12 protein-coding genes are annotated in these 12,693 nt (G+C 63.4%); 7 read left to right on the top strand and 5 right to left on the bottom strand.

Translation table 11 applies throughout. The features are described from left to right. Positions 1–9: 9 nt before the first annotated feature. Complete coding sequence (locus tag IEX16_RS07070) at positions 10–1,065, top strand: NAD(P)H-dependent glycerol-3-phosphate dehydrogenase (RefSeq protein ID WP_188707655.1); 1,056 nt, start codon at positions 10–12, stop codon at positions 1,063–1,065. Positions 1,066–1,104: 39 nt separating this feature from the next. Then, a complete protein-coding gene (locus tag IEX16_RS07075; protein ID WP_188707656.1) occupies positions 1,105–1,329 on the top strand; it encodes a hypothetical protein in 225 nt (74 codons plus the stop codon). 424 nt (positions 1,330–1,753) lie between these two features. Here the strand turns inward: IEX16_RS07075 and IEX16_RS07080 are convergent, their stop codons facing one another. After that, a complete protein-coding gene (locus IEX16_RS07080; protein WP_188707657.1) occupies positions 1,754–3,292 on the bottom strand; it encodes a wax ester/triacylglycerol synthase family O-acyltransferase in 1,539 nt (512 codons plus the stop codon). 319 nt (positions 3,293–3,611) lie between these two features. On the opposite strand from IEX16_RS07080, the gene IEX16_RS07085 reads away from it, so the two are divergent. Then, entirely contained in the window at positions 3,612–3,866 is a 255-nt protein-coding gene (locus IEX16_RS07085; RefSeq protein WP_188707658.1) for an acyl-CoA-binding protein, read from the top strand. A gap of 500 nt (positions 3,867–4,366) precedes the next feature. Here the strand turns inward: IEX16_RS07085 and IEX16_RS07090 are convergent, their stop codons facing one another. The 4 genes from IEX16_RS07090 to IEX16_RS07105 are packed head-to-tail and all read right to left on the bottom strand — an operon-like array spanning position 4,367 to position 9,124. Then, on the bottom strand, positions 4,367–5,572 hold the full coding sequence (locus IEX16_RS07090) for a CaiB/BaiF CoA transferase family protein (RefSeq protein ID WP_188707659.1): 1,206 nt from the start codon (positions 5,570–5,572) through the stop codon (positions 4,367–4,369). Further along, complete coding sequence (locus IEX16_RS07095) at positions 5,569–5,913, bottom strand: polyhydroxyalkanoic acid system family protein (RefSeq protein ID WP_188707660.1); 345 nt, start codon at positions 5,911–5,913, stop codon at positions 5,569–5,571. The genes IEX16_RS07090 and IEX16_RS07095 overlap by 4 nt, the downstream gene beginning before the upstream one ends. 23 nt (positions 5,914–5,936) lie before the next feature. Further along, a complete protein-coding gene (locus IEX16_RS07100) occupies positions 5,937–7,016 on the bottom strand; it encodes an aminopeptidase (protein WP_188707661.1) in 1,080 nt (359 codons plus the stop codon). A 5-nt stretch (positions 7,017–7,021) separates the two neighbouring features. After that, positions 7,022–9,124 (bottom strand): molybdopterin-containing oxidoreductase family protein, encoded by a 2,103-nt coding sequence (locus IEX16_RS07105; protein ID WP_188707662.1) that lies wholly within the window; start codon positions 9,122–9,124, stop codon positions 7,022–7,024. A 63-nt stretch (positions 9,125–9,187) separates the two neighbouring features. Here IEX16_RS07105 and IEX16_RS20425 point away from each other — a divergent pair, with 63 nt between their 5' ends. From IEX16_RS20425 to IEX16_RS07120, 4 genes are all read left to right on the top strand, one after another. Beyond that, positions 9,188–9,544: an ABC transporter substrate-binding protein gene (locus IEX16_RS20425; protein WP_268236604.1), complete on the top strand. Its 357-nt coding sequence runs from the start codon at positions 9,188–9,190 to the stop codon at positions 9,542–9,544. A 14-nt stretch (positions 9,545–9,558) separates the two neighbouring features. Beyond that, positions 9,559–10,287: an ABC transporter substrate-binding protein gene (locus tag IEX16_RS07110; RefSeq protein WP_268236605.1), complete on the top strand. Its 729-nt coding sequence runs from the start codon at positions 9,559–9,561 to the stop codon at positions 10,285–10,287. A 180-nt stretch (positions 10,288–10,467) separates the two neighbouring features. Then, a complete protein-coding gene (locus tag IEX16_RS07115; protein WP_188707663.1) occupies positions 10,468–11,601 on the top strand; it encodes an ABC transporter substrate-binding protein in 1,134 nt (377 codons plus the stop codon). A 234-nt stretch (positions 11,602–11,835) separates the two neighbouring features. Beyond that, entirely contained in the window at positions 11,836–12,690 is an 855-nt protein-coding gene (locus IEX16_RS07120) for a decaprenyl-phosphate phosphoribosyltransferase (RefSeq protein ID WP_188707664.1), read from the top strand. The last annotated feature ends 3 nt before the right edge of the window (positions 12,691–12,693 follow it).

The following is a 12,693-nucleotide window of genomic DNA, read 5'->3' on the forward strand; positions in this document are numbered from 1 at the left end:
CTGCCCGCCATGAAAATTGCCGTTCTCGGCGCCGGTGCCTGGGGCACCGCCCTGGCCATTAGCGCCGTGCGGGCGACGGCTTCTCTTTCCCCGGCTGCAGCGCCGCGGCACTTGGTCAGCCTGTGGGCGCGTGATGCGGCGCAACTGGCCGACATGCAAGCGCAGCGCGTCAATGCGCGCTACCTGCCGGGCATGGAGCTGCCCCCTTCCCTGCTGCTGACAGGCGGCTCAGGGACCTCCTTCGATGCGTTGCTGGCCGACCAGGACCTGATCGTCATCGCCACACCGATTGCCGGGCTGCGCGGCATGTTGCAGCGCCTCCAGGGCCTCAGTGCGCCGGTGGCCTGGCTGTGCAAGGGGTTTGAAGCACCGCTCGCCGATACTCCCCAGAGTTCCAAGCCTTTTGGGCTGCTGGCCCATGAAATACGTGTGCACGCAGCTATCAATTTAAGAGCAGGCGCACTCAGCGGCCCGAGTTTTGCGCAGGAAGTGGCGCGCGGCCAGCCGACCGCGCTGGTAGCCGCCAGCGAACACGCCGAAGTGCGCGACGCGCTGGTGGCCGCTTTCCACGGACCGACGCTGCGTGTCTATGCCAATGACGACATCGTTGGTGTCGAGGTCGGCGGTGCGGTCAAGAACGTGCTGGCGATCGCGACCGGCCTGTGCGACGGCCTGAACCTGGGCCTCAACGCCCGCGCCGCGCTGATCACGCGCGGCCTGACCGAGATGACGCGGCTGGGCCTGGCGCTCGGTGCGCGCGCCGAGACCTTCACCGGACTGTCGGGCCTGGGCGACCTGGTGCTGACGGCCACCGGCGATCTCAGCCGCAACCGCCAGGTCGGCCTGTTGCTAGCGCAGGGCCAGTCGCTGGCGCAGGCGGTGGCTTCGCTGGGCCACGTGGCCGAAGGTGTGTATTGCGCCCGCACCGTGGTGCAGCGCGCCCAGGGCCTGGGCGTGGAGATGCCGATCTCCGAAGCTGTCGTGGCCTTGCTGGACGGACAGATCCAGCCGGCCGAGGCGGTGGCGGCGTTGATGGGACGGGATCCGGCGGCTGAGTTACGGTAGAGCTCCCCCGCTTGTCATCCCGGACTTGATCCGGGATCCATGTGGACGATTAACAACGCCGTTCGGGCTGAGCCTGTCGAAGCCTGTGCTTCAGTGAGTCTTCCAACAAGCCGGGGGTTGCCCGGCGGCAACTCACTTTCTTTTTGCGTCGCCAAAAAGAAAGTAAGCAAAGAAAAAGGCGACCCGATGGTCTGGGTCCTTTCGCTTCGCTACGGGCAACCTGCGGTGCTCGCCGAAAACGGGGTCAAGCTCGAACTCGGCTAGCGCCTCAGACAATCGCTCGCCCTGATCCGTTTTCGGCTGCGCTCCTCGGCCCAGCCCGACGGGTTGGGGGATGAATGCGGATACGGATACGGATTCGGATTCGGGGAGACGATGACGCGCAAAGCGCGTCATCGCCGGACTACGGGACCGCCATGTATGCACGGGGGAGCAGCACACGCGGCCTAATGAAGTCCCCCTCCATCGCCCAGCGGGGGAGGGAGGGGCTAGGGGTGGGAGTGGGGAGTTAGACCCTACTGCCCAAGGCAACCGGGAACGGAGCGTGACGCTTACGATGACTCCAGACACGCCCACCAGCGCGAGACCCGGCTTGCTGGCGCACCATTCCGTTCAAGGCGCCCCAATATTTGCTATGAATTCAATAGCCTCTCACGCCCATACGTAAAGGGCCAGGCCCCTGAAAGACTCAGGAGGTCGGCCCCTGATCCCCCCACGGCAGCATCAAGGTAACGATAGACAGCTTGGCAAATTCCGGCACAAACTCGTCGATGATGCGCTGCGGCTCCGGGCAAAGCGTGCTGTCGGTGATCACGCCGAACTGCACGCCGCCGCCGTAACTCAGGATGGACACGCCCAGGCCGACGTCACCCGACTGCGGCACCCAGAACATGCTTTGCTCCAGCGTTGCGCCGCAGAATTTGAGTTTTTCGCGCGGGCCCGGCACGTTGGTCATCACGGCCGTGGTTTTTTTGGAGAACAGGTTCAGCATCGCGTCCTGCGCCGGCTTGATCAGCAGGCCGGCAATTGCCAGCAGGCTGAAGGCCAGCAGCGGCTGGTAGCTGCCCTTGAGCGCAGCCATGCGGCGGCGCACTTCGTACACGCGCTCGATCGGGTTGTCGACGCCGATGGGCAGCACCAGCGGCACCAGACCGAAGCGGTTGCCCAGCTTGTAGGCTTGTTCCATGGGCCGCAGGTTGACCGGCACCATGGCGCGTATCTCCTGGCCCTTCACATCGTCCCCATGCGACTTGAGGTACTCGCCGATGGCGCCGGCCACGCAACTGAGCAGCACATCGTTGATCGAGCAGTTCAGAGCCTTGCCGACGGCCTTGACTTCGTCCAGCGGAATCGGCTGGCACCAAGCGACTTTTTTGGTTTTGCCGGGCTTGCCCTTGAGGCGTGTTTTCGAATCGTCGGGCATCAGGGCCAGTGCGGCGCCGTCTTTCAGCACCTGCAGCATGACCTTGGCCATGTCCAGCGAGCCGGCCATGCCTTTTTGCGGGTCGCTGAGCAGGTTCAGCGAACGTGCCGCGCCTTCGCCGGCAGCGCCCAGCGCCTTGACCGTCAGGTCGGTAAAAGGTCTGAGCAGCGTGTCGGCAATCCAGTCCTCGGCGCCGCCGCCGGACTCTTTTTTGCGCCGCTCGGGCGGCGCTGCGCCGCCATCCACCAGCGACATCGTCACTGAGATCAGCGCGATGCCGTCGGCGATGCAGTGATGGATGCGCACAATCATGGCGCTGCCCTTGACGCCATCGGGGCCGGTGTAGTCCTCGACCAGGTGGATTTGCCAGAGCGGGCGTTTGCGGTCCAGCGGCTGCATCGCGAGTTCGGCCACGCGGCCCTGCAGCACCTCCTGTTCCTTGCCTTTGGCGGCTTTGGGCAGCTTTTCGGCGATGACATGATTCTTCAGGTCGAAGTAGCGGTCCTCGACCCAGGTCGCGCCGGCGGCGTCTTCCATCACACGCTGGCGAAATCGCGCGTACTTGAGCAGGCTGCTCTCGATGCGTTCGCACACCGCCGCGTGGCTGACGCCGGGCGTGAGCTGCCACACGCCGACAATCATCATCAGGTTGGACGGGGTATCCATGCGCAGCCAGGCGGTGTCGACCTTGCTCATGCGTTCGCCTGTCAGGCCCAGCGTGCCCGAGACCGCACGCGTCACGTTTTTTTGTACATTCTTCGCGACTTTTTTGCCCACTGCCTGGGCCGAAACGCGTGTGACCATGGAAAACTCCAAACAAAAAAATAGCGCCAGTCTGCCATCGCGGGTCTCCCCGATGCGGCGGTTTATCTCCCGCCCCCTGGTCTGTCATCCCGGAGCTGATCCGGGATCCATGCGGGCACAACGCGGGTAGATGAGGTCAGCGCAGCATGGATTGCGGGTCAGGCCCGCAATGACAAGCCAAAGTTGTCGCCCGGCTTGCCGCCAAGGCATAAAACGACCGTATTGGGAGCAGGGCCCTATTCTGCTGGCAACGGTGTGGCTAAGATACCGGGCAGTTACCCCAATTCATGGGGACTTCCCAACCCTCACGGAGCACTTCATGTCAGACCTCAAAGCCGCTTTCGACAAGGCCATGGCCGATTCCAAAAACCTGAGCGAGCGTCCCGACAACGCCACCCTGCTGCAGATTTACGCGCTCTACAAGCAAGGCAGCGGCGGCGACAACAACGACAAAAAGCCCGGCTTCAGCGACATGGTGGCGCGCGCCAAGTGGGATGCCTGGAACAAGCTCAAGGGCACGTCGCAAGACGACGCGATGCAGCAGTATGTGGATTTGATTGAATCGTTGAGTTAAGTTTTTCTGTGGCGCCGCGGGCCGAGCCTTTGCAAGTCGGTGCGGTGTGACTGCTTCGAACAAGCCGGGTCTCGCCCCGGCGGGCGACTCATTTTCTCTTGCTTCGCCAAGAGAAAGTAAGCAAAGAGAAGGCGACCCGATGGTCTGGGTCCTTCCGCTTCGCTCCAGGCAACCTGTGGTGCTCGTCAAAAGCGGGGTCTCGCTCGAACTCGGCTTCGCCTCAGACAATCGCGAGCCCTGATCCGCTTTTGCCTGCGCTCCTCGGCCCAGCCCGACGGGTGGCAGATAAGACAAATATCAGAGACCAAAATCCGGAGTCCTTGAAGCGCGAAGCGCTTCAAGGACGGGAATCCCAACAGACTGCCATGTTTGCACGCGAGCGCAGCGCACGCGGCCAAATGAAGTCCCCCGCCATCGCCCAGCGGGGCGAGGGAGGGGTTAGGGGAGGGAGTGGGGAGTCGAAACTACTGCCAACGGCAAGTCGCAAAGGTTTTGCGCCCTCAAGCCACGATGCCCCTTTTCCGTAATCCACGGATCTGCTCGGAGCTCAGCCCGAGTTCTTTCAGAACGACATCGGTGTCCTGCCCCAACACCGGTGCGTTGCGGCGATGGCTGCCGGGGGTGGCCGACAGTTTGGGCACAAAACCCGGCACAGCCAGTTCTGAGCCGTCGTCCATCGCTACTTTCTTTAGCATGCCGCGCGCTGCGTAGTGCGGGTCGGCGGCGATGTCGGCGACGGTGTAGATTTTCCCCGCGGGCACCTCGGCACGTTCCAGTGCGGACAGCACCTCTTCTACCGTCAGGCTGGTGGCCCATTGGCCAATCGCTTCGTCCAGCTCTTGCACGCGCAGCACGCGGCCGGCGTTGTCGGCCAGTGCCGGGTCGGCGGCCAGGTCGGGCCGGTGAATGCACAGCATGAGCCGTTTGAAGATGCTGTCGCCGTTGCCGGCGATCAGCGCATACGTCCCGTCGCTGCAGCGGTAGGCGTTGGTCGGTGCAATGCCGGGCATGGCACTGCCGGCCGGGCCACGAACTGCGCTGAACGCGCTGTACTCAGGCAGCAGGCTTTCCATGCAGTTGAAGACCGCTTCATACAGCGCCACGTCAATCACTTGCCCTTTGCCTGAAGCGTGGCGGTGCTGCAGCGCCATCAGGATGCCGATCACGCCGTGTAATGCGGCGAGCGTGTCGCCGATGCTGACGCCGACGCGCACTGGCACCCGGCCCGGTTCGCCGGTCAGGTGCCGCAGGCCGCTCATGGCTTCTGCGACCACGCCAAAGCCCGGGCGGTCGCGGTAAGGGCCGGTCTGGCCGTAGCCGCTGATGCGCAGCATGATCAACCGCGGGTTCAGCGCCTGTAGCGTGTCGGGGCCCAGGCCCCAGCCTTCCATCGCGCCGGGGCGGAAGTTTTCAATCAGCACGTCGGCGTCCAGCGCGAGCTTGCGCACGATCTCCTGCGCCTCAAGCTGTCGCAGGTCCAGCGCCACGGAGCGTTTGTTGCGCGACTGCACCTGCCACCAGACCGAGGTGCCGTCTTTGAGCAAGCGCCATTTGCGCAGCGGGTCGCCCGTGCGAGGCGCTTCGATCTTGATGACGTCGGCACCGAAGTCGGCCAGCGTCTTGGCGGCAAAGGGACCGGCGATGAGCTGACCCAGCTCCACCACCTTCAGGCCCGCCAACGGGCCGGTGGGGGCCGCGGCCGTCATTTGGCGGCGGGTTTCTTTTTGACCGCAGGCTCTTTTTTGGCAGTGGCCGATTTTTTGGCCAGCAAGATGTCGAGGTTCTTGACGATCTCGCCCTCGATCTTGTCCTTGAAGGCGCCGAGCAGAAAGCCCAGCTTGGCGTCGAGCTCCAGCAGGTCGGGCGTGACCCGCAGCTCGCCGCTGACGCCGGAGCGCGTAAAACTCACCAAGTCTTCGGTCTGGCCTTCTTCGTAGGTGCATTCCATGTCGAACTTTTCCTCCGCCATCTCGGCCCACTTGAAAGCGACCTTGCGCGCCTCGAGCAGGCCCAGGCTGTGTTTGCGTTCGATGTGGATGTCTGCCATGTATTTGTCTCCGTGAGTTGCTTTTAGCGCGCCGCCAGCTGTTTCAGCCGCTCGTCTTTGGACAGGCTTGCCAGTTGCCGGACCTCATCATAAAACGCCTGCCAGTTGCCGCCGCTGCGCGCGAACAGGGTTTCGAAGCCGGGCACCAGGTCGTCATAGGCCGCTTGCGCGCCGAAGGAGGCGTTGTTGGCCTGTGCCACAAAGCGGTCGTAGCCGCCGATGCTGCCGGCCGGCACCGCCCATGATTTTCTAAGTTCGGCATACCTTTCCCTGAAGTCTTCAAGCGCTATGTTTTTCATAGCTATTTGCGCTTGTCGGGAAAGGGCGGGAGACGTTTTTGACTCATAAATGGCGGTCAAGGAACGGCGCGTGTCCTGGGACAGCGTACGAAACTGCAGCCGCTGTTGCTCCAGCGCGGCGTAGTCGGCTCTGGCCTTGTCCGAGCCCGAGGCCGCCAGCCAGCGCGCGACGCCCAGGCGCTCGACGGCGGTGGCGAAAGATTCGTTGAAAGGCGTGTCGTCCTGGACATAAACCACCTGGTGCGCGAGTTCGTGAAAAATCAGCCGTGCCAGGTCGCCCTCGGGGTAGACGACAAAGGTGCTGAGCAAGGGGTCGCCGCCGGCCCAGTTCATCCAGCCCAGGGTTGAATAGGCCGGAACGCCGTACACATGCACGTCCAGGCCCCTGGCCTGCAGGCGGGCGGCTTCGGCTCGGGCCTCTTTTTCGTCGAAGTAACCGCGGTAACCAACACAACCGGCCACCGGGAAACACCAGGTCTCGGGTTTCAGCGACAGCGCCGGCGAGGCGGTGACGTTCCAGACAACGGCCTTGCGCTGCAGGTCAACATAACGCTGGTAACTCGCGTTGTCGGGCAGGTGCAACTCACTGACTGCAAAGCTGCGTATGCGCTGGGCCAGTTCGAGCTTGGCCTTGAGTTTTTCAGGCGTCTGGCTGTCGCCCAGCCACTCGGGCAGCGGCCGCGCCGCATTCATCAGTTCCAAGTGGCCGCTGACCGATTGCCAGTAGTAGCCCAGGGTGCTGCAGCCGGACACGCCCAGCACCGCGAAGGCGAGGACGGCGATGGCAGGTTTTTGGAGGCGCACAGGCTTTAGAGCGCAGCCGCCTCGTCAAGTTGCACTTCGACCAGGCAGTCGTAGAACACCGGGCCGCGCCCGAGGTCGGTCAGGCGCTGGCTGGTGAGCTGGTTGACGTTGGTGCCGTCCAGCCCGAGCTTGCGCCACCAGACGCCCAGGCCGTTGACCACGCCGGGCCGGGCACGTTTGGAGACCTCGGCCTTGCAGCGGTAACTTCCGCGCTGGTTGAAGACGCGCACCACGGCGCCGTCCGGAATGCCGCGCGCGGCGGCGTCGTCGGCATGGATTTCGAGCAGCGGCTCGCCTTCGATGTCGCGCAGGCTTTTGACATTGACAAAGGTCGAATTGAGAAAATTGCGCGCCGGCGGCGAAATCATGGCCAGTGGAAATTCGCCGGAGCTGCCTGCGGTCTCGTGGTTGTCCAGTTGGTCGGGCAGGCCATCCAGGCCTTGCGCAGCCAGCCGTGCGCTGAAAAATTCGCACTTGCCCGACGGCGTGGGAAACACCCCCTCGGCAAACGGGGCATCCGGAATCGGCAGGGTGGCAAAACCCTTGTCCAGCAGCTCGCTGAAATCAACCTTGTCACCGTCCGGGTGGCTGAAGGCCGCGCGGCACAGGGTTTCGTCGTCTTCCAGAAAGCAGGGCTCGGTGAAACCCATGCGCGCCGCCAGCGCGCGGAAGATGGCGCTGTTGGGCCGCGCCTCGCCGACTGGTTTGATCGCCGGCCGGTTCAGCAACACGTCGGTGTGGCCGTAAGACGCGTGGATGTCCCAGTGTTCGAGCTGGGTAGTCGCCGGCAGGATGAAGTCGGCGTAGTCGGCCGTGTCGGTCTGGAAATGCTCCAGCACCACGGTGAACAAATCCTCGCGCTCAAAACCCTGCACCACCTTGCCGGATTCGGGCGCGACGGCCACCGGGTTGCTGTTGTAGACAATCAGCGCCTCAATCTTCGGCCCGAAGCCCGGCGAACTGTCCCGCAGCAGGTCGTCGCCGATGGTGATCATGTTGAGGGTGCGCGGCCAGCGCCCGGCCAGCAGGTCGGGCCGCTGCACCGCCGCCTTGTTGATCGGGAACATGCCCGAGCTCGACAGCAGCAGGCCGCCGGCGCGTTGCCGCCAGGCACCGGTCAGCGCCGGCAGGCAGGCAATCGCGCGCGAGGCATTGCCGCCGCCGCGCACGCGCTGCATCCCGTAGTTCAGGCGTATCGCCGCCGGTTTTGTCGTGCCGTAGTCGCGCGCCAGGCCGGTGATCTGCGCCACCGGCACATCGCAGACTTCAGCGGCGCGCGCTGGCGGCCACAATAACGCACGCGCTTTCAACTGGTCCCACCCGACGGTGTGTTGTGCGATGTAGTCGTGGTCCAGCCAGTCGTTGACGATCAATTCATGCATCAGCGCCAACGCCAGCGCGGCGTCGGTGCCGGGCCGCAGCGCGATGTGTTCATGGCATTTGTCGGCGGTTTCGGTCTTGCGCGGGTCGATGCAGACGATACGTGCGCCCTGGCGCTTGGCTTCCTGCACATGGCGCCAGAAATGCAGGTTGCTGCCAATCGAGTTGCTGCCCCAGATGATGATGAGTTGGGACCCGGCAAAAAACTCGACCTTCATGCCGACCTTGCCGCCCAGGGTCTGCACCAAGGCTTCGCCGCCTGCCGCCGAGCAGATGGTGCGCTCCAGCAGTGAGGCACCCAGCTTGTTGAAAAAGCGCGCTGCCATGCCTTCGGCCTGCACCAGGCCCATAGTGCCGGCATAACTGTAGGGCGCGATGGCCTCGGGGTTACGCGCGGCGATGCCTTTCAGGTGTGTCGCGATCTCGTCCAGCGCGCTGTCCCAGCTCACAGGCTCGAAGCGCCCCGCGCCTTTGGGTCCCACCCGTTTGAGCGGTTGCAGGATGCGCTCCGGGTGATAGCTGCGCTCGGTGTAGCGCGAGACCTTGGTGCAAAGCACGCCGCCGGTCTGGGGGTGGTCCGGGTTGCCCTGGACCTTGACCGCCACGCCGTTTTCCAAAGTGGTCAGCAGGGCGCAGGTGTCCGGGCAGTCGTGGGGGCAGGCGCCGCGCACCTGGCTGGAGGTTTTCACCAGACTGACGTCTGGGGTGATTCCGATTGCTGTCGTCATAAATAGAACTAGATTTTCTTACAAGGAGATCGCCCGGCATGCGCTTCGTGCAGGGCACGCACTATGAAAACATTCCACACTTTGGGGCGAACCCTCATCGTAGCTGTCCTGGCGCTTGTTGGTGAGGCGGTGCACAGCCAGGACGGGGCCGGCAAGACCTCCATTGTGCTGGGTCAAACCCTTGCCCTGACCGGCCCAGGTTCCTCGCTGGTCCGGTATTTCCATCAGGGCGCCAAGCTTTACTTTGACAATATCAACGCGGCTGGCGGCATCAGCGGCCGCAAGATCGAACTGGTGACGCTGGACGACCAGGGCAACCCTGCCAACACCGTCGCCAACACCAGGAAGCTGCTCGACCAGGGCGTGCTATCGCTGTTTGGCTTTTACGGTTCACCGCAAGTGACGGCCGCCTACCCCTGATCAAGGACAGCGATGTGCTGCTGTTTGCGCCCATGGCGGCGGCGGACGAATTTCGCGGTGCGTTGTATCCCAATGTCTACTCCTTGCGACCGGGCAACTCGGAAGAAGCTGCGGCCATCACCAAACACGCTGCTGCCCTGGGCGCCCGCAAGCTGGCCATCCTGCATGCCAATGATGGCGAGTCGTTGGCTGCGCTGGACTCGGCCCATCGGACCATGACCAGCATGGGGGCCAATCTGCTCGCTAGCGCTGCCTTTTCCAGCGGCGCGCTGGCTGGCGGTGTGGACAAGGCGCTGGCGCCTGGAGCCGAGTCCATTCTGGTGATCGGCGACTTCCAGAGTGCCGCGTCGGTGGTGCGGGAGATGCGGGCCAAGGGGTTTCGCGGGCCGATTTACGGTTTCTCCAACACCGGTGAAAGCCTGCTGGCCGAGCAGCTTGGAAAGTCAGGCGCTGGCGTGGTGGTGGCACGCGTGGTGCCGAAAGTGACGGCACCAAGATTGCGCTGGTGCGTGAACTTCAGGCCGATGCCGATGCCGCCGAGCTGGACAAACCCAATGTCTACATGGTGGAAGGTTACATCGCCGCGCGCCTGTTCACCGAGGCTTTGCGCCGCATCAGCAGGGACCCGACGCGGGCCAGGCTCAGAAAGGCCATCGAGGGCCTGGACGACCTCAACATTGGCGGATTTCGCGTTCACTTTGTTGAAGACCGGGTCGCTTCGCGGCTTGTCGAATGGGGCCTGATCGATTCGCAGGGAAGAGTGCGGGAATAGTTGGGGCGCCGCGACAAAAATCTAACTTAAATCAACGGCTTTACCTTTCCGTCCTGTTTTCTCAAATCTAAAAGTGATAATTTTGCGAAAAATGCGTCAAATGACACAGTCGCTTTTACGCACCGGTGGAGCACCTTGCGACAATGTATGCATGCTAATTAATCGCCGAAAATTTTCTTTCACCGCCGGTGCCGCCATGCTGGCCGGTTTCAATATTGCCAAGGCCCAGAGCGAGTCCAGGATCGTCCTGGGGCAGTCAGCGCCCTTTACCGGCCCTGCCGCGCAGCTTGGCATCCAGTTTTATCAGGGCGCCAAAGTCTACTTTGACCAAGTCAACGCCCAAGGCGGCGTCGGCAAGCGGCTGATCGAAATCCGCAACCTCGATGACGGCTACGAGCCGGACCGTTGCGCTGAAAACACCCGCAAGCTGCTGGCCGATGATGTGTTTGCGTTGTTCGGTTATGTCGGTACCCCCACCAGTTTGGCGGCCCTTCCGCTGGCCACCAGGGACAAGGCTCCGTTCATTGCGCCTTTCACCGGCGCCATGGCGCTGCGTGAGCCCTTCAACAAATACGCGTTCCACGTCCGCGCGTCGTACAACGACGAGACCGGGCTGATCGTCAAACAGCTCACCAGCCTGGGGCTGAAAAAAATCGCGGTGTTCTACCAGAACGACGCCTACGGCAAGGCTGGCCTCGACGGGGTGACGCTGGCGCTGGGCGCGCAGAACCTCAAGACGGTGGCACAGGCCACCGTCGAACGCAATTCGGTGGATGTGGCCGGGGCCGTCAAGACCCTGGTGGCGGCCGGCCCCGACGCGGTCGTGCAAATTGGTGCGTATAAGGCCTGCGCGGCTTTCATCCGCGAGGCGCGCAAGGCCGGTTACGGCGGCACTTTCTACAACGTGTCTTTTGTCGGTACGCAGGCGCTGGCCGACGAACTTGGCAAAGACGGTGCCGGTGTGGTGGTGTCGCAAGTCATGCCCTCGCCTTACAATGCCGCCCGGCCGATCGCGCGCGAATTTGTCGACGCGGTCAAGGCCGCCGGCAAGGACGCCCAAGCCAACTTCTCCAGTATGGAAGGGTATATTGCCGCCAGGCTGCTTGTTGACGGCCTCAAGCGCGCCGGTGCCAAACCGACGCGCGAGTCGCTGATCACTGGTCTGGAAGGCTTGGGCAGCCAGTCGCTGGGTGGTTTTGCAGTGAGCTTTTCGCCGACCGACCACGTGGCGTCAAGTTTTGTCGAGCTGTCCATGCTGACCGGCGACGGGCGCGTGCGCACCTGAACGAGCTGCACGCGCGCGAGGTGGTGCCAACAACGCTATTGTTTTAATAGCTGTTGATGCAGGTCGAATATGGGGTTGGAAGCCTTTTTGCTCAGAAAACAAGGCAATCCATGGTTCTGCTGCCTGTCTCTGGAATGATCCGCTGGCTGCGTCGCCGTGGCCACCGTGTCAGTTATGCTTGAAGCCGACCGGCCGTGCCCCATGCGCCGGCATTCACCCGCCCCTCCTATTGCCATGCGCCTGCTGCTCAGCCTCGTCACTCTGATGCGCCCCCACCAATGGCTCAAGAACACCTTTGTGTTCGCCGGGCTGATGTTCAGCGAGGCCTGGAACAACGGGCCCTTGGCGCTGACGGTACTGAACGCCTTTGCGGCCTTCTGCTGTTTCTCCAGCCTGGTCTACATCCTCAATGATTGGCACGACCGTGCCGCCGATGCCCGCCACCCGGTCAAGCGCCTGCGTCCGCTGGCCAGCGGCGCGGTGCAGCCGGGCGCGGCGCTGGGCCTGGCGGCTGTGCTGCTGGGGGTGGGCTTGGCGCTGGCGGCTGGCAATATCAAGCTGCTGGTGCTGCTGGGCATGTATGTCGCGCTGAACCTGGCCTACTCCCTGCATCTCAAGCATGTGCCGGTGGTCGACGTGACCATCATCGCCTCGGGCTTCATGCTCAGGCTGCTGGCTGGCACGCTGGCGGTCGGCATCCCGCCTTCGCGCTGGTTGCTGCTGGCGGGCCTTTTTGTGGCGCTGTTCCTCGGTTTTTCGAAACGCAAGGCAGAAAGTTTTCATGACGAGGCCGACCAGCGCGCCGTGCTCGAGCACTACCCGCCGGCCCTGCTGGACGTCTTCATGGCGGTGACCATGACGGCCTCGTTGATGACCTACGGCCTGTTTGCCGCGAGTGCCGAGGCCCAGCGCCAGCATGGCGACCGCCTGCTTTACACGGTGCCGATTGTGGTTTTTGCCATGCTGCGTTATGCCTTCCAGGTGCACCGCGGTCGCGGTGAGGATGTCTCGCGCGACCTGCTGCGTGACCGCTGGATTCTGATCGCTCTGGCTGGCTGGCTGATGGTGTTTCTGGGGCACCGCTTTTGAGCC

This window comes from Polaromonas eurypsychrophila (assembly GCF_014641715.1).
GTDB lineage: Bacteria > Pseudomonadota > Gammaproteobacteria > Burkholderiales > Burkholderiaceae_C > Polaromonas > Polaromonas eurypsychrophila.

Coding starts and splice junctions, on each gene's coding strand:
- IEX16_RS07080 (WP_188707657.1), bottom strand. CDS start 3,292: ATGGTCACACGCGTTTCGGCCCAGGCAGTGGGCAAAAAAGTCGCGAAG.
- IEX16_RS07085 (WP_188707658.1), top strand. CDS start 3,612: ATGTCAGACCTCAAAGCCGCTTTCGACAAGGCCATGGCCGATTCCAAA.
- IEX16_RS07115 (WP_188707663.1), top strand. CDS start 10,468: ATGCTAATTAATCGCCGAAAATTTTCTTTCACCGCCGGTGCCGCCATG.
- IEX16_RS07120 (WP_188707664.1), top strand. CDS start 11,836: ATGCGCCTGCTGCTCAGCCTCGTCACTCTGATGCGCCCCCACCAATGG.
- IEX16_RS07075 (WP_188707656.1), top strand. CDS start 1,105: ATGTGGACGATTAACAACGCCGTTCGGGCTGAGCCTGTCGAAGCCTGT.
- IEX16_RS07090 (WP_188707659.1), bottom strand. CDS start 5,572: ATGACGGCCGCGGCCCCCACCGGCCCGTTGGCGGGCCTGAAGGTGGTG.
- IEX16_RS07070 (WP_188707655.1), top strand. CDS start 10: ATGAAAATTGCCGTTCTCGGCGCCGGTGCCTGGGGCACCGCCCTGGCC.
- IEX16_RS07095 (WP_188707660.1), bottom strand. CDS start 5,913: ATGGCAGACATCCACATCGAACGCAAACACAGCCTGGGCCTGCTCGAG.
- IEX16_RS20425 (WP_268236604.1), top strand. CDS start 9,188: ATGAAAACATTCCACACTTTGGGGCGAACCCTCATCGTAGCTGTCCTG.
- IEX16_RS07105 (WP_188707662.1), bottom strand. CDS start 9,124: ATGACGACAGCAATCGGAATCACCCCAGACGTCAGTCTGGTGAAAACC.